At 45.3% G+C, this 25,647-nt stretch carries 25 protein-coding genes; 15 read left to right on the top strand and 10 right to left on the bottom strand.

Features of this window, described 5'->3' with window-relative positions:
* Positions 1-39: 39 nt before the first annotated feature.
* From FTT68_RS09455 to tusD, 4 genes are read right to left on the bottom strand one after another with little or no spacing between them, the layout of a single operon-like run.
* Entirely contained in the window at positions 40-351 is a 312-nt protein-coding gene (locus tag FTT68_RS09455) for a TusE/DsrC/DsvC family sulfur relay protein (RefSeq protein WP_005178263.1), read from the bottom strand.
* A gap of 18 nt (positions 352-369) precedes the next feature.
* Entirely contained in the window at positions 370-654 is a 285-nt protein-coding gene (locus tag FTT68_RS09450) for a DsrH/TusB family sulfur metabolism protein (RefSeq protein ID WP_016658053.1), read from the bottom strand.
* Positions 655-671: 17 nt separating this feature from the next.
* Positions 672-1,022: a hypothetical protein gene (locus FTT68_RS09445; protein WP_005178260.1), complete on the bottom strand. Its 351-nt coding sequence runs from the start codon at positions 1,020-1,022 to the stop codon at positions 672-674.
* Between the two features lie 43 nt (positions 1,023-1,065).
* The gene (tusD, locus tag FTT68_RS09440) at positions 1,066-1,434 is read right to left on the bottom strand and encodes a sulfurtransferase complex subunit TusD (RefSeq protein WP_180057234.1); all 369 of its coding nucleotides are present in this window, start codon (positions 1,432-1,434) and stop codon (positions 1,066-1,068) included.
* Between the two features lie 71 nt (positions 1,435-1,505).
* Here tusD and FTT68_RS09435 point away from each other — a divergent pair, with 71 nt between their 5' ends.
* The 5 genes from FTT68_RS09435 (at position 1,506) to FTT68_RS09415 (ending at position 10,132) form a co-directional block, all read left to right on the top strand.
* A complete protein-coding gene (locus tag FTT68_RS09435) occupies positions 1,506-2,513 on the top strand; it encodes an SDR family NAD(P)-dependent oxidoreductase (protein ID WP_180057236.1) in 1,008 nt (335 codons plus the stop codon).
* Between the two features lie 135 nt (positions 2,514-2,648).
* Positions 2,649-4,043 carry a class II fumarate hydratase gene (gene fumC, locus FTT68_RS09430; RefSeq protein WP_016658056.1) on the top strand — a complete coding sequence of 465 codons (1,395 nt, stop codon included), beginning with the start codon at positions 2,649-2,651 and terminating at the stop codon, positions 4,041-4,043.
* Between the two features lie 419 nt (positions 4,044-4,462).
* Positions 4,463-4,915 carry a DUF2147 domain-containing protein gene (locus FTT68_RS09425; protein ID WP_016658057.1) on the top strand — a complete coding sequence of 151 codons (453 nt, stop codon included), beginning with the start codon at positions 4,463-4,465 and terminating at the stop codon, positions 4,913-4,915.
* A gap of 222 nt (positions 4,916-5,137) precedes the next feature.
* Complete coding sequence (locus FTT68_RS09420) at positions 5,138-7,498, top strand: TonB-dependent receptor (RefSeq protein WP_180057238.1); 2,361 nt, start codon at positions 5,138-5,140, stop codon at positions 7,496-7,498.
* A gap of 2,142 nt (positions 7,499-9,640) precedes the next feature.
* On the top strand, positions 9,641-10,132 hold the full coding sequence (locus FTT68_RS09415; protein ID WP_104471392.1) for a hypothetical protein: 492 nt from the start codon (positions 9,641-9,643) through the stop codon (positions 10,130-10,132).
* Between the two features lie 106 nt (positions 10,133-10,238).
* Here the strand turns inward: FTT68_RS09415 and FTT68_RS09410 are convergent, their stop codons facing one another.
* On the bottom strand, positions 10,239-12,026 hold the full coding sequence (locus FTT68_RS09410) for an acyl-CoA dehydrogenase (protein WP_180057240.1): 1,788 nt from the start codon (positions 12,024-12,026) through the stop codon (positions 10,239-10,241).
* Between the two features lie 114 nt (positions 12,027-12,140).
* Here FTT68_RS09410 and FTT68_RS09405 point away from each other — a divergent pair, with 114 nt between their 5' ends.
* The gene (locus FTT68_RS09405) at positions 12,141-13,121 is read left to right on the top strand and encodes a GlxA family transcriptional regulator (protein ID WP_005178237.1); all 981 of its coding nucleotides are present in this window, start codon (positions 12,141-12,143) and stop codon (positions 13,119-13,121) included.
* Positions 13,122-13,135: 14 nt separating this feature from the next.
* Here FTT68_RS09405 and FTT68_RS09400 read toward each other — a convergent pair whose 3' ends face one another.
* Both FTT68_RS09400 and FTT68_RS09395 read right to left on the bottom strand, forming a co-directional pair.
* Positions 13,136-14,344 carry an MFS transporter gene (locus tag FTT68_RS09400; RefSeq protein ID WP_180175296.1) on the bottom strand — a complete coding sequence of 403 codons (1,209 nt, stop codon included), beginning with the start codon at positions 14,342-14,344 and terminating at the stop codon, positions 13,136-13,138.
* Positions 14,341-14,784, bottom strand: coding sequence for a MarR family winged helix-turn-helix transcriptional regulator (locus FTT68_RS09395; protein WP_005178228.1), 444 nt, complete (start codon positions 14,782-14,784; stop codon positions 14,341-14,343). Before FTT68_RS09395 ends, FTT68_RS09400 begins: the two co-directional genes overlap by 4 nt.
* Positions 14,785-15,202: 418 nt before the next feature.
* Here FTT68_RS09395 and FTT68_RS09390 point away from each other — a divergent pair, with 418 nt between their 5' ends.
* The 3 genes from FTT68_RS09390 to FTT68_RS09380 all read left to right on the top strand — a co-directional run bounded on the left by FTT68_RS09390 (position 15,203) and on the right by FTT68_RS09380 (position 17,820).
* Positions 15,203-16,648 carry a cytochrome ubiquinol oxidase subunit I gene (locus FTT68_RS09390; protein WP_180057242.1) on the top strand — a complete coding sequence of 482 codons (1,446 nt, stop codon included), beginning with the start codon at positions 15,203-15,205 and terminating at the stop codon, positions 16,646-16,648.
* Positions 16,645-17,649 (top strand): cytochrome d ubiquinol oxidase subunit II, encoded by a 1,005-nt coding sequence (gene cydB, locus FTT68_RS09385; RefSeq protein ID WP_005178221.1) that lies wholly within the window; start codon positions 16,645-16,647, stop codon positions 17,647-17,649. The genes FTT68_RS09390 and cydB overlap by 4 nt, the downstream gene beginning before the upstream one ends.
* A gap of 63 nt (positions 17,650-17,712) precedes the next feature.
* On the top strand, positions 17,713-17,820 hold the full coding sequence (locus tag FTT68_RS09380; protein ID WP_005178219.1) for a hypothetical protein: 108 nt from the start codon (positions 17,713-17,715) through the stop codon (positions 17,818-17,820).
* Between the two features lie 40 nt (positions 17,821-17,860).
* On the opposite strand, the gene FTT68_RS09375 is transcribed toward FTT68_RS09380, so the two are convergent.
* Both FTT68_RS09375 and FTT68_RS09370 read right to left on the bottom strand, forming a co-directional pair.
* On the bottom strand, positions 17,861-18,418 hold the full coding sequence (locus FTT68_RS09375; RefSeq protein WP_005178218.1) for a thermonuclease family protein: 558 nt from the start codon (positions 18,416-18,418) through the stop codon (positions 17,861-17,863).
* 287 nt (positions 18,419-18,705) lie between these two features.
* On the bottom strand, positions 18,706-19,623 hold the full coding sequence (locus tag FTT68_RS09370; protein ID WP_005178217.1) for a LysR family transcriptional regulator: 918 nt from the start codon (positions 19,621-19,623) through the stop codon (positions 18,706-18,708).
* A 94-nt stretch (positions 19,624-19,717) separates the two neighbouring features.
* Here FTT68_RS09370 and FTT68_RS09365 point away from each other — a divergent pair, with 94 nt between their 5' ends.
* The 6 genes from FTT68_RS09365 to FTT68_RS09340 all read left to right on the top strand — a co-directional run bounded on the left by FTT68_RS09365 (position 19,718) and on the right by FTT68_RS09340 (position 25,128).
* Positions 19,718-20,959 carry an acyl-CoA dehydrogenase family protein gene (locus FTT68_RS09365; RefSeq protein WP_180057244.1) on the top strand — a complete coding sequence of 414 codons (1,242 nt, stop codon included), beginning with the start codon at positions 19,718-19,720 and terminating at the stop codon, positions 20,957-20,959.
* A 91-nt stretch (positions 20,960-21,050) separates the two neighbouring features.
* Positions 21,051-22,172 carry a phosphotransferase family protein gene (locus FTT68_RS09360; RefSeq protein ID WP_171431878.1) on the top strand — a complete coding sequence of 374 codons (1,122 nt, stop codon included), beginning with the start codon at positions 21,051-21,053 and terminating at the stop codon, positions 22,170-22,172.
* Positions 22,169-22,867 (top strand): histidine phosphatase family protein, encoded by a 699-nt coding sequence (locus FTT68_RS09355; protein ID WP_016658073.1) that lies wholly within the window; start codon positions 22,169-22,171, stop codon positions 22,865-22,867. Before FTT68_RS09360 ends, FTT68_RS09355 begins: the two co-directional genes overlap by 4 nt.
* A 15-nt stretch (positions 22,868-22,882) precedes the next feature.
* Positions 22,883-23,626 (top strand): SDR family oxidoreductase, encoded by a 744-nt coding sequence (locus FTT68_RS09350; RefSeq protein ID WP_016658074.1) that lies wholly within the window; start codon positions 22,883-22,885, stop codon positions 23,624-23,626.
* 167 nt (positions 23,627-23,793) lie between these two features.
* Positions 23,794-24,522 carry an SGNH/GDSL hydrolase family protein gene (locus FTT68_RS09345; RefSeq protein WP_163170129.1) on the top strand — a complete coding sequence of 243 codons (729 nt, stop codon included), beginning with the start codon at positions 23,794-23,796 and terminating at the stop codon, positions 24,520-24,522.
* Between the two features lie 15 nt (positions 24,523-24,537).
* Positions 24,538-25,128, top strand: coding sequence for a uracil-DNA glycosylase family protein (locus tag FTT68_RS09340; RefSeq protein ID WP_171065083.1), 591 nt, complete (start codon positions 24,538-24,540; stop codon positions 25,126-25,128).
* Here FTT68_RS09340 and FTT68_RS09335 read toward each other — a convergent pair.
* Positions 25,125-25,634 (bottom strand): pyridoxamine 5'-phosphate oxidase family protein, encoded by a 510-nt coding sequence (locus FTT68_RS09335; protein ID WP_160243117.1) that lies wholly within the window; start codon positions 25,632-25,634, stop codon positions 25,125-25,127. The two genes, FTT68_RS09340 and FTT68_RS09335, sit on opposite strands and share 4 nt — an antisense overlap.
* Positions 25,635-25,647 lie beyond the last annotated feature (13 nt).

Here is a 25,647-nt window from a genome sequence, read left to right as displayed (position 1 = left end):
TACAGCGCTAAACCTCTGAACAGATGAATCTTCCTCCAATTACAGGCAATTCGCCGGTTTGGGAATACCGGCCAGACGGCTTAAATGCCGCGCCACCAGTCCGGTGTTAAAACGCTCTTGCAAGAGGGCATTATTAATCTCAGGGCTGACCGTTTTCATCAGAAACTTGATTAACGGGCGAGTCGCCGGAGAATGACCAAACTGCTGATAAAACTGGCGCACAGCCTGCAAAATTTCAAAATGCCAATCTTCCAGTTCCAGCTCCAGGCTTTTGGCCAGCTCTTGCGCTACAGTTTCATTCCAGATGGTGTAATCGACCAAATGACCATCTTGGTCCAGTTCAAGATTCATAACACACTCAAAGCTTGTTTATTTTAAAGAGATACAACGGCTATAAGCCAGACACAGCTCGGCAAAGGTAGCATAGTTTAAACTGTGCAGATGGGCAGGCAATGGCTGGACCAGCAGCTCTAGATCATGCTCCAGTGCAAACAGGGTGCCGCATTGCTGACAAAATGGGTGATCAATGGCCAATACTGCATCACCCATCAGCACTACTGCATCGCCTTCACTATACAGACGTGAAACTTTGTCCAGCATGGCCGGGGTAGTATGGAAGCCGGATTGCAGCAGATATAAAGTATTTTGTGACATAACAGATTCCTTCCGGCTTACCAGTACAGCACGTGGTCAAAACGCTGGATAAAGTCCGCATTCAGTTCAATAAACTCGATTTCCTGCTGCGACTGGCTGACATAAGCTGAATGTTGATGCTGGTGTTCTACCAGAATCGGGCTTAAATCATAAAACTCAAAACTTTCGACCATATTCGAGGCCAGCTTGAAGGCGTGTTTGAGCTGGTCAAAAGCCAAATCGCTTTTGAGCAGACTTAGGGCAGCATCCTGTAATAACACTTTGACTTCACAGCCAAAAGTGGCCAGTACCATAGTCGCAGACAGGCTTTCATGTACCTGCTGGCTGCTTAAATTGGCCTGGCTTAAAATGACGAGTACAGTTTTCACACAATTTACCTTTTAAATGCAACAAATTCTCAAATAGAACCACTTAGAATTGAAGAAGGCGATCTGCAGATTGCACTGCATCGGTAAGTTCGCCCAGACCAACCAATTCAAAGCCCGCGGCTAAATTGTGTTGATGAAGTTGATGACGTTTGGCATTGTCCTGATCGGTAATCCCGCGTAACAGTGCCGCACTGACACAAACCGGCAAACGAATCGACAGTTTTTGCCATTCCGATTTTAACTGTCGCTGATCATCGGGTAGCCATTGTAAATCGTTAGCGACCATAACAGCGTCCTGATAGAAGAACACCCGGAAATCTTCATTCTTGCTCTGCAAGGCTTGAGCCAGACCCAACGCATGCCAGGCATGAATTGAGGTTGGCGCGGAGGTAATTAGTAATAAGGTACTCATCAAAATTCACTAATGAAATGTTCCCGCAACACAGGGGGCATTCAGACTTCATAAGAAAAAGGTAGTATACAATGATTTTAGTGACTGGTGGTTTAGGCTTTATAGGCTCGCATATTGCATTAAGTCTGATGGCTCAAGGGCAAGAAGTCATTATTGTCGACAATTTATCCAATGCCAATTTACAAACCTTAGAACGACTTGAATATATTTCGGGCATGTATGTGCCTTTTGCCAAAATTGATATTCGTAACACCCCGGCCTTAAATAAAGTCTTTGAACAGTATTCGGTTGATGCAGTGGTGCATACGGCCAGCTTTAAATCGCTGGAAGAATCGGTCCTGAAACCGCTTGAATATTATAATGATAATGTCAGCTGTATCATGAGTTTGCTGCGTGCCATGCAGCGTACCGGGGTACGTGTGCTGGCGCATTTATCCAGCTTAACCGTGTATGGCCAATCCAGCCTGCAACTGAAAGAAGATCTGCCATTTCAGTATGCCTATCCGAATCCGTATATCAAATCTCAGCAGATGGCTGAGGAAATTATTCAGGATACCTTTAAAACTGACAATGAATGGAAAATTGCCTTATTGCGTTTGGGTAATATTGCCGGTGCCTTTGAACATGGGGTACTGGGTGAAATGGTACCGCCACTGCCAAAAAATATTGTACCCCTGGCGATGCAGGTCGGGGCGCGGCAACGCGAATTTATCGAGCTGCGCAAGCAGGCCCAAACTGAAGACAAGACTGTTGAACGTAGTTTCCTGCATGTACTGGATTGTTGTGAAGCGGTGTCTTTAACCCTGCAATGGCTATTCCAGCAACAGCATGTTTGTGAAGCCTTTAATATTGCCGGCGAGGCGATTTCCATCCAGCAGCTGTTAAATGAAATTTCGAGCGTCACCGGTACCGAAATTAAAACGGTCGATGCTGAGGTATATCCCTATGCTGAACTGGATCAGGTCGCGGCCGATATTAGTAAAGCCAAAGAGGTACTAGGCTGGCAACCGAAACGTTCGATTCAGCAGATGCTAGAAGATGAGTGGCGCTTTTATCAGCACACCTTGCGCGGGCAATGATAAATTTAATCATGATAATAATTATCATTTATAATTTTATCCGCCTGACCTAAGATGACTATATTCGCCATAGCCGCTGCCTCAGGGCAGCGTTATAACAGCATTGAGAACAGCAAGAATAGATAGAGGTTGAGTATGCAAACACGTATCGAACACGACACCATGGGCGAAGTTGAAGTCCCGAGTGAGGCCATGTGGGGTGCACAGACTCAGCGCAGCTTACAGAATTTTAAAATCGGGCAGGAACGTTTACCTCGTCCCATGATTCGCGCCATGGGCTTAGTGAAAAAAGCCGCGGCCATGACCAATGCAGAACTGAACCAGATTCCTCAAGAGCTGTCGCACTATATTGTTGATGCAGCTGAAGAAGTGATTGAAGGCAAATGGGATAGCCAGTTTCCGCTGGTGGTGTGGCAGACCGGTTCGGGCACGCAAAGTAATATGAACTGTAATGAAGTGATTGCCAATATTGCCAACCAGAAACTTGGAAATCCGCTGGGCGCGCAAAAGCCGGTTCATCCGAATGACCATGTGAACCGCGCACAATCAACCAACGATTCTTTCCCGACCGCGATTCATGTGGCTGCCAGTTTACAGATCAATGAACTCTTAATTCCGGCAGTGACCCGTTTAAGAGATACCTTGCAGGCCAAAAGCGATGCCTTTGCCGATATTGTGAAAATTGGCCGTACCCATTTACAGGACGCAACGCCTTTAACCCTAGGGCAGGAATTTAGCGGCTATGTCTCGCAGCTCGATCATGGTTTAAAACGTTTGCATCAGGCCCTGGACGGTTTATATGAACTGCCGTTGGGTGGCACCGCCGTAGGAACCGGTTTAAATGCCCATCCGGACTATGCTGAAAAAGCCGCACAGCAACTGGCCAGCCTGACCGGTTTGGCTTTCGTTACTGCGCCGAACAAGTTTGAAGCTTTGGCTGGACGTGATGCTGCGGTATTTGCTTCCGGTGCCTTAAAAACTCTGGCCGTGAGCTTAAATAAAATTGCCAATGACATACGCTGGCTGGCCAGTGGGCCGCGCTGTGGTTTTGGTGAAATCCGCATTCCGGAAAATGAACCGGGTTCAAGCATTATGCCGGGCAAGGTCAATCCGACCCAGAGTGAAGCCATGACCATGGTGGTGGCGCAAGTGCTGGGTAATGATACGACAATTAATGTGGCTGGGGCTTCAGGGAATTTCGAGCTAAACGTATTTATGCCAGTGATTGCCTATAACCTGTTACAGTCGATTCAGTTATTGGGAGATGCCTGCAACAGCTTTAACGATCACTGCGCTGTCGGAATTGAGCCGAACCGTGACAAGATTGATCATTTCCTGCATAACTCGTTGATGTTGGTGACGGCACTGAATCCGGTAATTGGTTATGAAAATGCCGCCAAAGTCGCGAAAACGGCCTATAAAGAAGGGAAAACCTTAAAACAGGTGGCGGTGGAGCTGAATCTGGTCACTGCTGAACAGTTTGATGACGTGGTACGACCAGAAAATATGGTTTCACCGAATGCGAAATAAGTGTTGCATCTACCGGGATGGAATATGAGCAGCCATCCCGGTGGGCTAAAAAATCTTGCTTCATCACAACTATTTTTCCATCAGAACCTGTGCATGAAAGTGCAAAGTACCTATAAAAGAAAACCCAACATATGGATTGCTATATGCTGGCTTAGTTTGCGCTACTTAGTTATTACAGGCCATCTTCTCGTTTTTAATGACCTTGACTGCATCATAAGCCCTGAATGTGACAATAAAAAGAATTGGTAAAATTCTGGAAAAGAAATGTGAAGTATCTAGCAAAACTTGGCTCTAAATACCACATAGATATTTAAAATTTATGAAATTATTATGATTTAGTTTAGGAAAATGAATATAATGCAGGCCGCTGGGAAGCGTATCTCATTTCTTTATTGACTCTTTTGAAACTCTTTTTGCTTATGAATTTTAAATTATTGGGGGCTGCGGCTCTATTGGCGGGTTTAACCAAAACTGTAGTGGCAATGCCGTTTGATCCTTTAATCGGGACATGGAAAGTGATTGATGATCGAACCGGGTATTATGTGTCGGAAATTGTGATTCGTAAAAACTCCAAAACACAGCAGTATAGCGCCGTGGTGAGCAAAAATTATCCGACAGCGGGAGCGGTGAATCCGGACGTTTGTGGCAAATGTGAAGGGGCTTTAAAGAACCAGCCGATTTTTGGTATGGAAGTGCTGAAAGGCATGACCGGCAACCATAAGCAGTTTAAGCAAGGTCAATGGCTGAATACCCAGGATGGCCGGACCTATACCATTGAAGCGCAATTGAATGATGGCAAAGACCAGATGAAAGTATTTGGTAAAGCGCAACAGAGCAATACAACCAGTGCCATGACCTGGAAAAAGCTCTAATGAGCTTTGGCTGTTGAGCTGATTCTAAAAACCATTTAACTTCGTGTTAGATGGTTTTTTCTTTTTTTAAGAATCTAAGAATTCAAAATATTTCAATTCCCCCATTTTTCTTCCTCTCAATTGAGTTGCTGCATTTTCTCGATCTGCCAGAAAAACCAGAATAATTTTTTAAATAGACATAAAGTTATGTTATAACATAACACTTTTTAAAAGGGGGCTCGCATGAAATACAGCACACTCATGACTTTAATTTTATTGGCGATGCAACAGGCACAGGCTGAAGAGCCGATTACAATTCTGGAACCACTTATTTTTCAGGGGGATGATACTGACAAGAATCTGAATATTGCACTTAAAGAACGTATTGAAACAGCCAATACCTTGGGCGATGCTGTTAAACATATGTCTGGCGTGCAAAGTAGCGCATTCGGTCCCAATTCGGGGGCACCAGTGATACGCAGTTTGAATGGTCATCGGGTCGAGATTCTGGAGAATGGTCAGGCGATCAATGGAATGAATGCTATCAGCGGTGATATTAATATTCCATTTGATCCACTATTTACTAAAAGCGTGACCGTACATAAAGGGACCAATACTGTACGTTATGGCGGACAGGCGATTGGTGGTTATGTGGATATAGATTCGGGCATCATTTCAAAAATGCTGGAAGAGAAAAGCGCCAATGTCGATGTGGTGTATAAAAAGGGCTTTAACGATTTTAGCGGGCATGGTATTCGCATTAATGTCAATAATCAGGAAAATCTGAGCACCAATATCCAGTTTTCTACCCAACAGATTTCATCTTATAAAATTCCCGGAAAGAGCAAAGCAGCCGTCTGTGATACAGCGATTATCTCGGAGCGAGGTGGGATTGATTCTGCTTTGGCAAGCGCCTGCCAGCGCGATGCCAGAATTGAACAGGTCTTTAATAAGGCACATCATCAATATTTAAATAAGCATGTTTTAGAAGATATCGCCCAGAATCCTCAGCATTTTTATGATTATTATGATGGCTTGGAGTCGGCCAAATATACTGATCAAGCGGTTTTAACCCGCTATGTGAATGGTGCCTACCGGGAATTTGTCAATGATCCCAACCCGGATTATGTGCCCAATACGCCAAAATATGTGGAAAGCCGAACCAATCAGGATGTTACGCCCAATTATCAGAAAAAACTGGGCAATAGCTATGCCAGAAATGAAAATATGGCAATCGGGAGTACTTACTTTTTAGACAATGGCTATATTGGAATTAGTGCCGATTATAAAACCAGTGATTATGGTGTGCCGGGTTTCTCAATGGAGAATAAATCTTTCCAGAGCGCTTATGAAGATGGCTTGCCGGTTACGGTGCAGATTAAACAGAACCGTTTTGCGGTTGATGCGTTACTCAGAGACCCACTGCCTGTACTTGATCATCTCCAAATTCAGGCATCAAAATTATCCAATCGCTCGGGTGAATATATTGGTGCAAGCAAAGCCAATGAATATCAGTTTGATAGCCATGCTGCCGAACTGGTACTAAAGCAGATGCCTTATAAAAATTTGAGCGGTGAAATTGGCACTGCTTTGAATGTGCGTGATGTTAATGGTTCAGGAACACAGCGCTATCTCCCTAATGTCAAAACCACGACCCAGGCGGTATTTATCCAGGAAAAATTGGATTGGGAGCATTTTTCTGTGGATGCCGGTTATCGCCATGAGAACGTTCAGCATGAGATTCAGGATCAGAGTTTTAAACTGGCGCGTAATGCGGCCAATAGCACCCTACAAAATAAATCTTTTGCTCTAAATAGTTTTTATGTCGGTTCGAATTTTAAAGCGACCGATTATCTGGACTTTAGACTGCAATATTCCAAGTCAGAACGGGCTCCTGAAATTAATGAACTGTATGCCAGCAATCCGCATTATTCGGTTATGACGCAGGAGGAAGGCAATCAGGCATTGAACAAAGAAAAAATGCAGGGGCTGGAATTAATCACGCATGTGAACTGGGATGCTGCGAATATCGCTGTAGCTTTATATCAAATGGATTTTGAAGATTATTTTTATTTGTCGCATTCCGGTTCATCCATGAGAAACCGTTTACCGCTGAAGTACTGGAAGCAAACCGATACTAAAGTGAATGGTTTTGAGGTGGATATGAACTACACTTTTGATTTAGACCATTTTGGTGAGGTACAGGTCGGTGGTTTTGCTGATCTGGTTAAAAATAAGGCCACTAATCCGGAAAGTTTGCGTTTAAGTAATGATGGCGTGTATTTGCCGAATATGCCGACCAATCGTTATGGTGCCCACATTGAATGGACACGCGCAGATTGGTCAGCGCGTCTGGCAAGTATTTATTATGATCAACCGCGATATTTAGGAAAAAATGTGTCAGAGGAAGTGCCATTACCGGCATACAACCTGATGGATCTGGATATTCGTAAAAAAGTGACTTTAAAAAATGCCAGTTTTGATGTGTTTATGAATGGATCAAACCTGCTGGATGAAGAGGCACGTCCACATAATTCGCCCCTGAAATATATTGCGCCGTTACCGGGCCGCGCTTTTCAGCTGGGTGTGACCATGCATCTTTAAGGGTGGGATAATCTGAATATTTTCTTCGGATCCATCGGTAGGTGGGCTGCTTGATGTATTGAGATGGATGCATCAGATATTCAGGTTGAGCATTCGCTGTTCGACATCGGTAGGCTCATCTGGAAACAGGTGAGCCTTTTTATGGCTGGTATAAAACCGGCTCCAATAGTGAATCTAGGCAAAAAGGGCAGTCATTTACTTACGTTAATTAAGGGATTCTAGATATTCTGCTGATCACCGAATAAGAAGTCCTCTTAACTTTGAAATTCAGCTTAAAATTATAATAATTTTCTATTAATAATTCATTCAAAGTAGACTGGGTTGGCTAATTTTTGGCATAAAATATGTAATATTATGCAAATATATAAATTATAAATTTATATATAATTTCCAGCAGAATCTATCGCTGTAGTTTCTTTCTTTTTTTACTGCCTCCTCCTCTAGGGAGGCATTTTTTTTGAGGAGAAAATTATGCTCCATCTTCTATTCACTTTATTTGGCCTGCATGAGGTGACTGAAATCGACTACCTGCTCGATGAAGAAGAGAATGAAACGTGTAGCAATGGTTTAGATCAAGAGTATTAACAGCGCTCATCCCTATTGCTTCTTTCTCTTGGTCAAGACCTAAAAAGCTCACCCACTGGTGGGCTTTTTTATGGCTTTATACATTGCTCCGGAAATTACAATCTGTACAAAAAATGATCAAAATTGAATGTGAAAGCTACAAATTTGAATGATAGTTTAAATCCAGATCTTCCAATAGGTGAGGTGAGCAATGAAACTATTAGCTTTGATCGGTGTAGGACTTGCAGCAAGTTATTGTTATATCAATATGAAGAACAAACACTTAAGTCTGTCTAATCTGGATTTCGATGAAAGTATCCATAAAGTCGTTATTCAGAACTTTTGGGTTTAGTGGGTAATTTTTTATTTGGATTATCGAAATAGGATAATTTAATTGAATATTAATTTTTATGAGTGTCATATTATGACAACTTTTAAAATTTCTATTTATATAAAATTTGTATCAGAGCTAGCTTCTGATTTTCTCCCATCTCCGTCCTCCAGAACAGGAGGCAGATTATTAAGAGCAGAATATTATGATCCAGTTCCTTCTTTGTCTGTTTAGCTTTCATGGCGCAACTGAAGTTGAATACACGGGTGATGATGAAGAAATTCGGCGCTGTCAGGATTGTCTAAAAGAGCGTGAATAGGCGCTATACCCGCATCCATAGAGCATAGAAAAATTGCCGGCTTGGCTTAGAACGGATCTTTTTTGACTTTTTTAATTTCAAGGGCAATCAAGATTGATGCAAAAATGAGCAGTCCGCCAATGATCAATAATAATGAATCATTTGCCTTGAATCCAACCCAGAAACTCAGGCCACTGCTGACTACACAGCTTAACAGTAGAACAATTAAAATTACGTATTTCACGATACATCTCACATTAATTTTTTTAATCCCGTGATGATATACCTGTACTATGAACCGCTTGTGAAAGGAAAAAATATAGGTATAACTAGAGGGTCACGCTATACGCAGTGTTGTGATCGCTGGGAGATGAGAAGGTTTTTTTGATGCTTACTCGATGCTTAAGTCAACACACGCCAGGCGTTCACGATGCAGAGGATGATTAATGAAAGGCAAAGGTAGAACACAAACTCGCTGCTCGTCGCGCTGGCCTGATCAAGCCTGTAGTAATAGAGAATAAAAACTAAAAATAGGATCGCAATAAGAAAAAGCATCGTTATTTTTTAAGTCTTAGATATCTCAGCATAATAGAGGAGAGTGCATTGAAGGAAAACAGTGTGTCATTTTAATATGGAGTGTTCGTGCTTATTGAACTACTAACTAGATGTTGATTAATATAAGATTCAAACTCAAGAACCCAATAAAGAAAAGAACCATCTACTAGCCCCGAATCAAAGTTTTTAAAAAGTTAAAAGCCTTCGAACCGTTTAAAGTCATCTTTCCAGATTGAAGAATTTTAGAGCTAAAGCCGTCCTCATGTAGACACATGGCTTAAATAACATTGAATAAGATGTCATAATTGCTAAAATGCGATTCGTTTTTTATTACAGTTTTACAAGCTAAGAAATAAAGCTTTGTAAAACAGCAATCTATCTAGGAAAATTTTCAATGCTTGATATCTATTTAACGGATGTTCAGAAAAAGGTGCAATTTACCGATTATCCGGGTGAGCATCCTGTTAAATTTATTTTAAATTTTAAGAAAATTTTCCCAAGTGTGATGGAGCTGCTGCTGCCGGTGCTGCCTGAAAATGAAAACCTGGAAGACATGACCTGGGAATCAACCACGGCAGATCTGGAACTGTTTAAATTGCTGCTCAGTGGTTGGGGCCTGATTGAGCTGCGTTTAAATGCTATTGCGAAATATAAAGATCGCGCTTTTGCAGACCGTTTGGTGAAGCAAGCACAGCAAAAACGTCAGGACTATAAAAAATCACAAAGCCAATTGGCGACGGTAGAGCTGGACTATCTGTTTATGCATGAAGTTCATGCGCAAATTGATGCAGAACTGGTCGAGCTGGGTGAAAAATTCTATTTACCGACCCTACGTGAATTGTGGCAGGGTAAAGTGGCGGCCAATGTCTTGAATGCACAATTCTAAACGACATTTGCATTCTAGAAGTATATAAAAAATCCCCATGTAGTTTATTACATGGGGATTTTCTTTAGGAGGTAGATATTTAAAACCTGCTTTCCATCATTCAGTTTTAAAACCAGTCGCTGTGAATCGACAGGCAAGTATCATCAAATTCACTGAGTAATTTGGCCTGATGTTCAATTTCCGGTAATTCCCAGCGAATAAAATAGCGCGCCGCTTGCAACTTGCCTGCTAAAAATTGCTGATCTTCTGCCAACTCAGACTGGCCAAACTGCTGTTGCGCCTTGTTGGCCATATCCAGCCATAACCAGGAAATAATCACTTTAGCCATCATATCTAAATACAGTGCAGAATTGGCCAAAGCCTCATTGGTTTGACCTTGCATAAGCGCCTGTCCCAGTTTTTGTGTGGTGCTTTGTACCGTAGCCAGATGTTTGCAGAATTTGCTGGACAGATCCAGAATGGCCGGATGCTGAATCTGTTCCAGCGTGGTGTTGATGCGTTGCATTAGCAGATTTAAGCCTTTGCCATTGTGCTGCCATAATTTACGCCCGAGTAAATCCAGTGACTGAATACCAAAAGTGCCTTCATGAATCGGATTTAAGCGGTTATCCCGATAATACTGTTCTACCGGATAATCACGGGTATAGCCGGCACCACCGAGCACCTGAATTGCCAGATCATTGGCTTTCGGGCCATAGGCAGACGGGAAGGATTTGACCACAGGCGTGATCAGGTCGAGCAGAATGGCGCTATCTTCCGAGCCACCCGCCTGATGTTCATCAATCAGTCGCGCGGCAAACAGGCACAATGCCAAAGCTCCTTCTACATAGGCCTTTTGCGCTAACAACATCCGTTTCACATCGCTATGTTCAATAATATTGACCGGTTTGCTGTCGCTATTTTTTTCACTGGCCAGTCGGCCTTGCGGACGGTTTCTGGCATATTCCAGCGATTCCAAATAACCGCGATAACCGATCATCGCGGCGCCCAGCCCAACACCGACACGCGCCTCGTTCATCATTTTGAACATATATTTCAGGCCCTGACCAGCTTCACCAATCAAATAGCCTAAGCATTGGTTATTTTCACCAAAATTCAGCACAGTCGATGTTGTCCCGCGATAGCCCATTTTATGTAACAGGCCAGCCAGTTTGACATCATTGCGTTCACCCAGCGTGCCATCTTTATTGGTCAGGAATTTCGGCACAATAAACAGGGAAATGCCTTTGACACCTTGTGGCGCATCCTGAATCCGCGCCAGCACCAGATGCACAATATTTTCAGTAATGTCCTGATCACCCCCAGAAATAAACATTTTCTGGCCTTTAATTTTGTAGCTGCCATCAGCTTGTGGAATGGCTTTGGTGGTCAGATCACCCAGAGAGGAACCGACATTCGGCTCGGTCATGGCCATGGTGCCGGAAAAGCGGCCATTGAACATCGACGGGACAAAGGTCTGTTTCTGCTGCTCGGTACCGAAGGCCTGAATCAGATTCGCTGCGGCGGCGGTTAAAAATGAATAAGCCACGGTGGCAGGATTGGCCGACATAAAATAGGCATTGGCAGCCATATTAATCAGTGTGGGAAGCTGCATACCGCCCTGATCATAATCATGCTGGGCACATAACAGACCGGCCTGGGCAAACTGTTGCCAGGCCTGTTTCACTTCGGCAATGGTATGTACCTGTGTACCATCAAAATGCGGTTCTTGCGCATCGCCTTTGGCATTGTGCGGGGCAAAATAGTCTGCTGCAATGCCGCGCGCCGTATCTAAAATACTGTCGAAGGTGGCTTTGTCATGTTCCTGATAACGTTCCAGCTGGGTCAGCTGTTCGGCTGAAAATACCTGATAGAGTAAAAAATCCAGATCTTTTTGATTGATGAGTGCGGTCATGGGATGCCGTTACCTGTTTTTATTGATTGCTCTTAGCTTAACAAGACTTGTATTGGCAGATAAATTGTCAATAATGACACTCAAGGAGCTAAAAACGACATTTGGGAAGAAAGCATGAAGCGGGTTTTTATTCTGGCCTATGATGGTGCACTGGCTTCGGCCATAACCGGTGTGGCCGATTTATTCAGTCTGGCCGGCATTAGCTGGAACCGGATTCAGAAACAGGACATCCAGCGTTTGTTTCAGGTGCAGATTGCCTCGCCACAGGGAAAAACGGTGCAATGCAGTAATGGTTTACGCATTGAGGCGCATCTGGCCTATAGTGAAATCCAGCAGGCCGATTTGCTGGTGATTCCGACTTTGGCCGGTTCCATCGAGCAGATTCTGGAAAAAAATCAGTTGCTCATGAATGTTCTGCAACAGGCCGATCAAGCCCAATGCCTGATTGCCGGAAACTGTACCGGGAATTTTTTTCTGGCAGAAGCCGGAATTTTAAAGGGCCGCAGCGCCACCACGCATTGGGGTTTTAAAGATCTGTTCCAGCAGCGCTATCCAGAAGTCCATTTACAGGCGGATCGCCTGATTACCCAGTCCGATCATGTCTATTGTGCCGGTGGCGGGTTGGCCTGGTTCGATTTGGGCCTGCATTTAATTGAACGCTTTTATGGCTTTGAAATTGCCATTCAGACGGCCAAATCCTTTGTGCTGGATTTTCGCCGTGACAACCAGTTGTCCTATTCCTTGATGCGTATGAGCAAGCCACATCAGGATGGTTTGGTAAAAGAAATCCAGCATTGGCTGGAGCAGCATTTTAGTGAAAACTTGAATATGGAAGATGTGGCGGCGCGCTTTAATATCAGCCCGCGCACGCTCATTCGCCGTTTTAAAGCAGTGTTAGATGTGGCGCCGAATCAGTATGTGCAGGCTATTCGTATTGAAGCTGCGCAAAAACGGCTGGAAGAAACCGAGCAGCCGATTGACCAGATTATGCAAATGGTGGGCTATGAAGATCCGAGCTCATTCCGGCGTTTATTTCGCAAGAAAACCGGCCTGACCCCCATGGAATACCGCCAGCGCTTTGGCCGGCGGTTTTAAGCGTGTTGCTTTCGTTAGCGTGATAACTGTGGCTGTACCAGCTGGGCATGACGACCATGTAGCAGATAATACAGACCTAAACACAGCAGCGCGGCGAGGGCACTATAGAAATACATTTGCGCATAACTAACCGATTTCAGCGCGATTCCGATCAAATACGGCCCGAAGCCCAGCCCGGCGTCCAGACAGATAAAATAGGTCGAGGTCGCCAGTCCCATACGTTCCAGTGAGGTACTTTTGACCGCAATGGTCTGACAGACTGATTGAATATTGCCATAGCCCAGACCAAGCAAGCCGGCGCAAAGCAGCAGCATACTGGAGTTATGCGCCTGACTCAGCAGAAACAGGGCAATCGCCATTACAATAAAGGCCGGATACATAATGATATTTTCACCTTTACGATCCATAAGCCGCCCGGTAAATGGACGCGAAAACAAAATGGCGATGGCATACATTAAAAAGAATAAGGATGCGGCCTCAACCAGATCAATTTCTTTGGCGTAAAAGTTAATAAATGACAGCACGCCGGAATAGCAGATAGAAGCAAACAGCATAATCAGGGAAATCGGCAGTGCATTCTTTTCCAGATATTGGGTCCAGAAGCCAAAGCTTTTACCTGCTGTCGCGGTGGCTGCAGGTTTAGGCTGCGCCAGGTTCGGCATCCGGATAAAACAGGCCACCACCAGACAGCCCAGCGCCAAGACACTGGATAAGCTAAAAATCGTCTGATAACTGGTGTGCAGCATCATCCAGATCGCGACAAAAGGACCAATCGCCGTACCCAGGGTGCTGCTCATGCTGTAATAGCCAATACCTTCACCACGGCGGGTGGGCGGCAGAGTTTGTGCGATGACTGTGCCGAGTACGGTAGAGGCGACTCCCATCATAAAGCCATGAATAAAACGGATGCCGAGCAGGGCAGTCACCCCCATCTCTATAAAATAGCCTAAGGAAACCAGCAAGAAACCGGCCAGCCCAAAAAGCAGGGTGCTACGATAACCGAAACGCTGTAGGCATTTGCCAATCAGCAGACGGCCAAATAAGGTACCGACAATAAACAGTCCTGAAATTAAACCGGCTTCGGCAATGCTGGCATTTAATTCCGCCACGGCATAACCGACAATCACAATCACCAATAGATAAAAAATCAGTACCAGTTGAAAATTGATCAGGCCGACCAGGATAAAGTTTCTGGTCCATAGCGGTGCTTGTGCTGAACTCATTTGTCTTCACCTTGTAGGGTCGGTTGTAACTGTTCACTCAGCTGATTAAGGATCTCGCGGGTATGGGCGATGTCCGCAACTGCAAAAGACTGCAGCAGCTGCTGTTCAAACTGATCAATCTGGCTTGAACAATGCTTGAAAAGTTCCTGCCCGTGAGAGCTAAAAGTCAGGCATTTCTGCCGTTTATCCCTACTTTCAAGCTGATGGATTAAACCCAAGTCCAGCAACACCCGAATACGTTTGGTGATGCTCGGTTTGGACACCTTTAAATAGGCGGCAATATCCACCTGGGTACATTGCTGTTTTAAATGAATGACATATAACACCTGCCACAAGGAATAATTAAGCTGATGCGGCAATAACAGGGTATTGACTTCATCGCTGAACAGACGTGCGCAGCGTAATAAAGCGGTACGAAATTTTAAGGGAGAGCTTGGCATAAAAAAAATAGTTAACCAGGGTAACTAAAACAAAGTCAATGTACGCCTGTTCGGAATTTTTTTCAAGTAGGGAAGCCTGCGAAGGATTCAAAAAAACAGATGATAAAAGATGAGGGGGCAACGTGTATTGCTATAGATTTGTTAAGCAGTGTTAAGGTCAATCAACTGAACTACAAAAATTCCTCTCATCCAGTCCTGTCTATCCAGCTGATAAACCGCAAGAATAAAAAATCAGCGCTTCTATCTTCCAAAAAAACTCATCAGTTGCAGAAATTACTCGCTTAAAGATTCTTGATCAAAAGCCTACACAAGGCCTATACAACTTCGTCCTATGCTGAAGTGCGATGAGAAAAATTCAAAACGCTATATTTAAAACTCTACACCCTGAGCGCAGCTCGACCTTTTGAAAGGTGGCATGATGACCCTCGGTTTTACCGCGCTGGAACTGGCCCGGATTCAGTTTGCCTTTACAGTTTCATTTCATATCATTTTTCCGGCCATTTCCATTGGTCTGGCCAGTTTTCTGGCGATTCTGGAATGGCGCTGGTTACGCAGTCGTAATCCGATTTATCAGGACCTGTTTAAATTCTGGGTCAAGATTTTTGCGGTCGCCTTTGCCATGGGGGTGGTTTCTGGCATTGTCATGAGCTATCAGTTTGGCACCAACTGGAGTGAATTTTCCCGTATCGCCGGCAGTGTCACCGGACCATTATTGGCCTATGAAGTGCTCACCGCTTTCTTTTTGGAAGCGGGTTTTCTCGGCATCATGCTGTTTGGTTGGGGACGGGTAGGACCCAAAGCACATTTTTTCTCGACTTTAATGGTCGCAATTGGCACCTGTATTTCCATGTTCTGGATTTTATCAGCCAATAGCTGGATGCAAACTCCGCAAGGTTTCAGCATCGAAAATGGCATTCTGGTGCCACAGGACTGGTGGGCCATTGTCTTTAATCCGTCATTCCTGTATCGGCTGGCGCATATGGCCATTGCTGCCTTTTTGGTCTCTGCTTTGCTGGTGGCTGCCACGGCCGCTTGGCATTTACTTAAAGGCCGTCGGGATGCATTGGTAAAAACCTCGTTTTCAATGGCCTTGTGGCTGATGCTGATCTTAACTCCCTTACAGGTGCTGGTGGGCGATTTACATGGCTTGAATACCCTGCAACATCAACCAGCCAAACTGGCAGCGATGGAAGGGCATTGGGATACCAATCATGAGAAAGGCATGCCGCTGTATCTGTTTGGTATTCCCGATATGCAGGCCGAAGAAACCAAATATGCACTGGCGATTCCCAATTTAGGCAGCGTAATTCTGACCCATTCGCTAGATGGCACCGTCACTGGCTTAAAAGAATTTGCCCCGGAAGATCGGCCCAATTCGACCATTGTGTTCTGGAGTTTCCGGATTATGGTCGGCTTAGGCGTGTTGATGCTAATTTTGGCGCTGTGGGGATTGTGGCTACGTAAACGGCAGCGTTTATATGAACATCGTCGTTTTCAGCGTTTTGCCCTATGGATGGGACCCTCTGGTTTTATTGCCTTATTGGCCGGCTGGTTTACCACAGAAGTCGGCCGCCAGCCGTGGGTGGTCTATGGGGTGTTACGCACCGAAGATGCCTTATCGCCAGTATCTGCAGAGCAGGTTGGCCTGAGTTTGATGATTTTTGTACTGGTGTATTTTGTGGTGTTTGGGATGGGCATTTATTACATGCTCAGACTGATGCACAAAGGGCCGGAACTGATTCATTCAGCGCCATCATCAGCCTCTGATGCTGAGCTTACTCAAGCCTCCAGACGGCCGTTAAGCAGTGTCACCGAGCGGCTTAACCCGCCCGCCGAGCGCCCCAAACAGGAGCATGAGCCATGATAGATTTATCTTTGCTGTGGATCGGGATTATTGCCTTCGCGGTGCTGATGTATGTGGTGTTAGATGGCTTTGATTTGGGTATCGGGATTTTATTTCCATTTTTTCCCGAACAGGCAGAGCGGGATGTGATGATGAATACCGTCGCGCCAATTTGGGATGGCAATGAAACCTGGATGGTGCTGGGAGGCGCTAGCCTGTTTGCTGCTTTTCCCTTGGCCTATGCCACGGTGCTTTCAGCCCTGTATTTACCGGTCATTTTAATGGTGATTGCCTTAATTTTTCGCGGTGTTGCCTTTGAGTTCCGTTTTAAGGCCAACAGCAGCAAACATTGGTGGGATAAAGCCTTTATTGGTGGCTCTGTTTTGAGCAGCTTTTTACAAGGTGTGATTTTGGGCGCTTATATTCAGGGTATTCGTACCGAGCAGGGGGTATATGCGGGCCATGGCTTGGACTGGTTAACGCCGTTTAGCCTGTTTACCGGTGTAGGCGTGGTGATGCTATACGCCACTCTGGGCTGTGGCTGGCTCATTTTTAAAACCGATCAGGCACTACAGCAGCGCATGTACCGTTTAATGCCGAAGATGCTGATCGGCCTATTGATTGTTTTAGCAGCCGTCAGTATTTATACCCCGATAACCCAGCCGCACATTGCCGAGCGCTGGTTTAATCTGCCGCAGTTACTGTATTTCTCTCCGGTGCCAATACTGGTACTGACCTTTACTTATCTGGCTTTAAAAGCCTGCCGGCAGCGGCAACAGTTTCGGCCGTTTTTGTATACGCTGGCCTTGGTATTTCTGGCCTATAGCGGCTTTTTAATCAGTTTATGGCCTTATATTATTCCGCCCTCGGTCAGCTTCTGGCAGGCGGCTGCGCCGGAAAGCAGTCAGCGTTTTACCCTCATTGGCGCGCTAGTTTTAATTCCGATTATTCTAGGTTATAGCGCGATGTCCTATTGGATTTTTCGCCATAAAGTCCGGGTGGGGGATGATGGCTATCATTAAAGAAAATCGACATGAAGCACATCATTATAGGTCAGTTATTCCCTTAGTCATCAAGGAGCCGCAATGAAACGTACACAGCTGCTGTGGTTTATTGGTCTCTGGCTGGCCGGCTTTGTGGCTTTGGCGCTGATTGCCGGGGCTTTTCGTTTGCTGGTGCAATGGGCTTATTAAGCTGAATCATCTTCGGACTTTAAAAATCCGCCTGAGCATTTTATTTACGGTTCTGTTTGCGATAGACACTTGGCCGCACCGGGCGGCTACTTTTCCAGAGGCCTTTTTTCCGTGCTCTGGCCTGAGTCTGTAAGGCACGCATATGCGCCAGCTGCTTGCGATCACGAATATAATCTTCATAGACCCAGGCGGCGCCACGTTTGACCAGTTCTTCATTGACATTTTTACGGTAGCGATAAATCACCCCGACATGGCGGCCATAGCGATCAATATCGGTAATTTTGACTCGCACCACCTTCTGATGCAGCATGGTTTTCACCAGACGCCGGGTTTCCGGACCATAACTTTGACTCGATTCTGGCGCATCAATATAGGCAAAGCGGATGCGGGTTTCTGAACGTCTTAAATTAAAACGGTACAGGGTGAGGGTATCGCCATCGCTGACCGCAGTGACCCGCGCCCAATAGGTTTTGCCTTTTTTAAAAGGTCGAAACAGTTGCTGCACAAAGCGGGAAATCTTACCCAACAGCATAAACGCAACAAGACAGCATCCAGCGGCCAATGCCAGCAGCCAGAAAGGGGAGAGTTCAGTCAACATAGACGCTTTCAATTCAGCTGAACAGACCAGCCAGCTGTAAACCGTGAAAAATAAAAGTGCTAGTGTAAAAGAAATGGCGCAATTCGCCGGTCGATTAAATCGCCAATTAGCTAGTTTTTAACAAATCAGCTACGCTGCAACGCCTGATCTGGCAAGGGCTTGAGCGATGTTTGAAATTTAATGAAGATAAAGCGCCTTGAATTTGAGTGATCTAAATAGCCTAAGTAAATTTTCTGACCTCATTTAAAATAGCCTAAGCATAATTAAGATTAATCTACTGAAATAGCCTAAGCAAAAATTTTAGAAATCTCCGCTCTTAAAAATGCATGACGTGCATTCTCCTGCATCTCCTTATACCAGAACATCCCCAAATCAATTTGCGGCAGGTCGACAGGCGATTCAAAAATATGCAGCTTCGGGTCAATATGTAAATGTCGCAAAATACTTTCCGGAATAGTCAGTATCGCGGTGTCATGCTGCGCCAGAATTTGCAGGGCAGTGGAATAATGCTGACAGCGTAATAACAGGGTTCGAGACAGCTGATTGCGCTTTAAATAAATATCTTCCAGCAGCAGACCACTACGGCGTGAAGAAACACCAATATGCGGCGCAGACAAATATAATTCTTTATCTATGGATGAACGCTGGCTACAAACCACGAAACGGTCTTGGACCAGCGCCTGAAACTGGATTTTATCGCCCAGCTTGTGTTCCAGATCAATCACAAAATCAATTTGCTGGGTGGCCAGATCATTAATCATGGTTTTACGGTCCAGCTTGCTGCTTAAAAACTGAATCTCCAAGTTCAGCTGCTGAAAGTGCTGCACCAGTTTGGGAAAAATAATCGGTTCAATTTCATCATGTATGGCAATTTTCAGGGTATGTACCATCGCCGGTTCAAACTGCTGTTTTTGCCGGGCAATATGCTGAATAGACAGCAGCGCAGTTTTAATAGTCGGATAAATCTGCTCGGCAAACGGCGTTGGTAACATCTGATGGCCGGTGCGAATAAACAGATCATCCTGTAACTGTAACCTAAGCCTTTGTAAAGCGTGACTGGTCGCCGACTGGCTGATACATAAGAGCTGCGCCGCTTTGGAAATATTTTTTTGTTCAAAAATCGCAATAAACAGCGGGTATAAATTAATATCAATACGATGAAAAGTACCCAGATCCATTGGGCTATTATTATGAATATTGTGCATAGTGCTTAATTCAATAAAATCATTTCATGCATAATAATTTTTAGGTTAAGGTGTTGTAAAGCCAATATAACAACAGATTGAGGAAGCTACAGTCATGTTTGAATTGTCAGCACGCGCACAGGATTATCTCGAAAGAACCCAACAGTTTATTCAAACAGAAATTGAACCAATTGAAGCCGACTTTTGGCAGCAGGTGCATGAACTGAATCAGGGCGGTGACTGGACGCAATGGCAGTGGCCGGCTCAATTAGAAAGTTTAAAAGCCAAGGCCAAAGCCGCGGGACTGTGGAATATGTTTTTGCCTTGTCCTGAATTAGGACAGGGCCTGTCAGTGCAGGAATATGCACATATTGCCGAACTGTCTGGCCGTAGCCTGATTGCCCCGACCGTATTTAACTGTAACGCGCCAGATAGCGGCAACATGGAAGTGTTATGGCGTTATGGTTCAGAACAGCAAAAACAGCAATGGCTGATGCCGCTGCTTGAAGGCAAAATCCGCTCGGTGTTTTGTATGACTGAACCGGCAGTCGCCTCTTCTGATGCGACCAATATGCAGGCCACGGCGGTGGTAGATGGTAATGAGATTGTCCTGAACGGGCGTAAATGGTGGTCATCGGGTCTGGGCGATCCGAATGCCAAAATCATTATTTTTATGGCGCATACCCCGGACGAAAGCAAAGACCGTCATCATCAACATTCGATGGTGCTGGTCCCGGTCGATACTGCAGGGGTGAAAATTGAACGTATGTTACCGGTGTTTGGCGATTATGATGCGCCGCATGGCCATGGTGAAGTCAGCTTTGACAATGTCCGCGTGCCAGTGGCCAATTTTATTGGCGGTGCCGGCCAAGGTTTTGAAATTGCCCAGGGCCGTTTAGGACCCGGCCGTATTCATCACTGTATGCGTTGTATCGGTGCGGCAGAAAAATCACTGGAACTGATGATTGACCGCGGCATGAACCGGACTGCCTTTGGCAAGGAAATCCTGAAACTCGGTGGCAATTTGGAGCGTGTGGCCGAAGCGCGTGTGGCAATTGATCAGGCACGCCTGTTAACACTTTATGCTGCCTATAAAATGGATACTTTAGGCAATATGGCCGCCTTAACAGAAATTTCTGCCATTAAAGTAGTGGCGCCAAGCGTGCTGGAAAAAGTGGTGGATATGGCCATGCAAATCCACGGCGGTGCCGGGCTGTCCCGCGATACGCCATTGACCGGTTTCTTTGCCCAGGCACGTGCCTTACGTTTGGCCGATGGTCCCGATGAAGTGCATAAAGGCATGATTGCCAAACTGGAACTGGCCAAACGCGGTTACAGTACCCGTCGTAAAAAATAAGTGGCAAAACACCAGAAACAGTGTGGGTCTTTACAGCTGAAAATGCTCTAATAGGGCAAGACCTAAAAAAGTGAAAAATCAGGAAAATAACATGTCAGTGATTGATGTTGGCGGTCAGGTTCGTGAAGGCGAGGAACTGGATATTCAGGCAGTAAGCCAATGGTTAAAGGCACAAGGGGTTGATGTTCAGGAACCCGTGGAAGTGACCCAATATTCAGGTGGTGCCTCTAACTGGACCTATCGTCTGAACTATCGTAATGCCGATTTAATTTTACGTCGCCCACCCAAAGGCACCAAAGCCAAATCTGCGCATGACATGGCGCGTGAATATCATGTACAAAAAAATCTGGCGCCGTTTTATCCGGTGTTACCACAGATGGTGGCGCTGTGTCAGGATGAATCGGTGATTGGCTGTGATTTTTATATCATGCAGCGCGTGGAAGGCATTATCCCGCGGGCCAAACTGCCGCCAGAACTGAACTTTGATGAAAACCAGGTTCAGGAACTGTGCATTAATGTGATTGATAAATTAATCGAGCTGCATCAGGTGCCGTATCAGGGCACTGAACTGGAAAAACTCGGTAAAGGTGAGGGCTATTGCCGTCGTCAGGTGGAAGGCTGGGACAGCCGTTATGAAAAAGCCAAAACCCTGAATGTGCCGTCATTTAAATATGTACGTAAATGGCTGCACGAGAATATTCCGGCAGATTCCACCACCTGCATTATTCACAATGACTGGCGTTTTGATAATGTGATTTTAAATCCGCAGCATCCAACCGAAGTGATTGGCGTGCTGGACTGGGAAATGGCAACTCTGGGCGATCCGCTGATGGATCTTGGTTCCGCTTTGGCCTACTGGGTAGAAGAAACCGATAACCAGATTTTTAAAGCCACCCGCCGTCAGCCGACCCATTTAAAAGGCATGTTCACCCGTAAACAGGTGGTCGATTACTATCTGGAAAAAACCGGCCTGCAACCGGAAAACTGGACCTTCTATGAAGTGTTCGGGATTTTCCGTCTGGCGGTGATCGCCCAGCAGATTTACTACCGTTATTATCATAAACAGACCAATAATCCGGCCTTTAAAGATTTCTGGATTGTGATTCATGCCTTGCACATCCGCGCCTTAAAACTGATTGGGCTGCAAAAAATTGAAGCCAATGAGCTGGCACAAAAATACATGGCCAAATTTAAGGAGCTGCTGCCGAAATGACGACCATTTATTTAATCCGTCATGGCCAGGCTTCTTTTGGTGCAGAAAGCTATGACCAGCTTTCGCCGAATGGGGAATTGCAGGCCAAACTGCTGGGGCAGTATTTTGACAACATCTTAAAAGAAGAACCCTATGTGGTGGCCGGCTCCATGCAGCGCCATCAGCAGACTGCACAGATCGCTCTGGCCGAATGTTTCCCTGAAGCTCATCTGGTCACCAATCCGGACTGGAACGAGTTTAACCATCAACAAGTATTTGCCCAATACGAACCGCGTTTTAATGAACCGCATTTATTAAAGGCCGATGTAGCCAAAGAGCTTAATCCGCGGGCGTATCTGGCAAAAATTTTTGAAGGTGCCATTGAACGCTGGACTGGCGGTGAATATCACCATGAATATGAAGAATCCTGGCCGCATTTCAAGGCCCGGGTCGAAACCGCCTTGCAAAACCTGTGTGATGAACTGGCCCAAACCAAACCGCGTTACGCGATTGTGTTTACTTCGGGCGGCGTCATTTCGGTTGTTGCTGGAAAAATTCTGGAACTGAATCCTAACCGGACTTTTGCACTGAACTGGGCCATCGCCAATACCAGCATGACCACTTTGCGTCTGGTTGGTAATGAGCCACAACTGTTAAGTCTGAATGAACATCATTTTATAAAAGCACAACATCCAGAATTATTAACCTGGATTTAATCAAGGAATAGACAGATGACCAAAACAATTTTAATTACCGGCGCAAGTTCCGGTATTGGTGCCGGTATGGCCCGCGAATTTGCGCAAAAAGGCTATAACCTGGCCATTTGTGCACGTCGTATGGAACGTCTGGAAAGCTTAAAACAGGAACTGGAAAGCAAGTACGGCGTGAGCGTGGCCGCAAAAACTTTAGATGTGACCAATTATGATCAGGTATTTGAGGTATTTCGTGCCTTTAAAGAAGAACTCGGCACAATTGACCGGATTATTGTCAATGCCGGGGTGGGTGAAGGCCGCCGGATCGGTAAGGGCAACTTTGCGATTAACCGCGCCACGGTTGAAACCAACTTTATTTCAGCGCTGGCACAATGTGAAGCTGCGGTAGAAATTTTCCGTGCTCAAAATTCTGGCCATCTGGTGATGATTTCTTCCATGAGTGCAATGCGTGGTATGCCAAAACATCTGACGGCGTATGGTGCCAGTAAAGCCGGCGTGGCACATCTGGCCGAAGGCATCCGTGCCGAGCTGATTGATACGCCAATTAAAGTTACCACCATTTTCCCGGGGTATATCCGTACCGAAATTAACGAAGGCGCGAAAAAATTACCATTTGAAGTGGATGAGCAAACTGGTTCACGCTTACTGGCTGCAGAAATTGAAAAAGCACCGGTAAAAGCCTATGTGCCGAAATGGCCATGGTTGCCACTGGGCTTGGCCATGAAAGTCTTACCATTAAAACTGGTCAATAAACTCGGTTAATCCACATGTATATCAAGTGAAAAGTTCCATTTGGCGCTTTTCACTTTTTATTTTAAATGTTTGTTTTAAATATTTGAAAATTTAAAAATATTTCATAGAAAGATAAAAATAGAGGGCTTATTTTGGTTAAAATAGGCCCGATTTTTTTGAAGATGATCGACAATGCGATGTTTCTGAAGCTTGCAACCTTGGGTTTAATTCCCGCCCTGATTATTCAAGGCCGCCGGGTCAAGAAAAATACCTTAAGACTGGCAGAGCCAGAAGGGGAACGTGAAGGCACGAGCGGTCAGGGACAGGCCTTATCTATTTTGATTCTGGGTGATTCAGCCGCTGCCGGCGTTGGCGTTAGCCATCAGGAAGATGCCTTGCTCGGCGCGATTCTGGCCGGACTCACTTCCGAATTTCAGGTCAGCTGGAAACTGCATGCCAAAACAGGCAATACCACGGGGCAGGTCATTCAAAGCGTTCAGCAGCTGGACACTGAAAAGTTTGATGTAGTGGTCACCTCGGTCGGGGTGAATGATGTCACCAAATTGATACCAGCCGATATCTGGATTCAAAAGCAGGCGCAGTTGTATCAGCTGATTGCAGCTAAATTTCAGCCACAACTCATCCTTGCAGCAGGTGTACCACCGATGCAGCTTTTCCCGGCTTTACCGAACCCGCTGGCATGGCTGTTTGGCCAATATGCCAAGCAGATGAACCGTGAACTGCATAAATTTATTCAAAAACAGCCAAACATGGACTGGATTGAATATGACATTGCGCAATATCAGCAGATGCAACTGGAAATGGCCGAAGATGGCTTTCATCCGAGTAAAGAAATTTATCAAATATGGGGCAAAGAAGTAACACTCAAAATTAAACAACGGCTTAAGATGAATAAAGTGAATTGAGTTTGCCACCTTATGATTGATGATCTTGAAATTGAAACCCATCCCTTTGAGCCTTTTTTACCATCCAATGCCAAATTACTGATGATGGGCAGTTTTCCACCGCCCAAAAACCGCTGGAAAATGGAATTTTATTATCCGAATTATCAGAATGATATGTGGCGGATTTTTGGTATCTGCTTTTTTCAGGATAAAAACTATTTTTTAGACCTGCCGAATAAAAACTTTCAGCTTGAACTGATTCAAAACTTTTTAAAAGATACCGGTATTGCACTGTTTGATACCGCCTACCGGATTAGCCGTTTAAAGGGCAATGCTTCAGATAAATTTCTGCATATTCACACCCCGACCGATTTAAATCGGCTGCTCCAGCAAATGCCGCTGTGCCAGTACATTATGACCACGGGCGATAAAGCCACTGATACCTTGATGGAATCAATGCCGGAAGGCACGCCGAAACCGGTAATTGGCCAATCTTCACAGGCAATCTTTGCTGGTCGAGAGCTGCATTTATACCGTATGCCGTCTTCATCTCGCGCCTATCCCTTAGCGGTGGAGAAAAAGGCTGAACTTTATTGCGGTCTGTTTAAGGATGTCGGCCTGCTTTAAAAAAGAGAGGATGTCTTTGGCATCATTGATGGATATTCTACCCATCTAAACGCATGAATATGCACCTCCCGAACCTGGGTGAAATCCGACCAGATCAGCTTGCTGCCGCGTGTCCATTTTAACGGCGCAATTCTGCGGTGTACCTGATGCATTTCCCCGGCAGTGGCCGGGCGTAACTCACCAATTTCAGCATATAAACGCACACCCGGATAAGTGCGAAATTGACCTGACATCATTGATTTTAGCCAGAACCCGCGGCTACTGTTTACGGCCTGAATACAGGCCTGCGCATTATGTTTGAGATGCTGTTGCAGCGTGGCAGAGTAGGTATCAAAAAAGAAACCGGTGGGAGAGCTGTCGTTTAAAAATAAGGTTCCAATCGGGGTGATATTCGGGATACCTTCTGGACTCACACTGGCGATGGAGCAGTGCATACTGGCGCGCTGCGCCTGCGCAACCACTTGTCGTATTTGCCCCCAGGTTTGAGCATCCATATTCTTGTTCATTTTTATACTCATT

The organism is Acinetobacter sp. Q85-2, from assembly GCF_013420555.1.
Taxonomy (GTDB): Bacteria; Pseudomonadota; Gammaproteobacteria; order Pseudomonadales; family Moraxellaceae; genus Acinetobacter; species Acinetobacter indicus.
The sequence above is the reverse complement of the archived record's forward strand: the minus strand, read 5'-3'. Positions and strand labels throughout refer to the sequence as shown.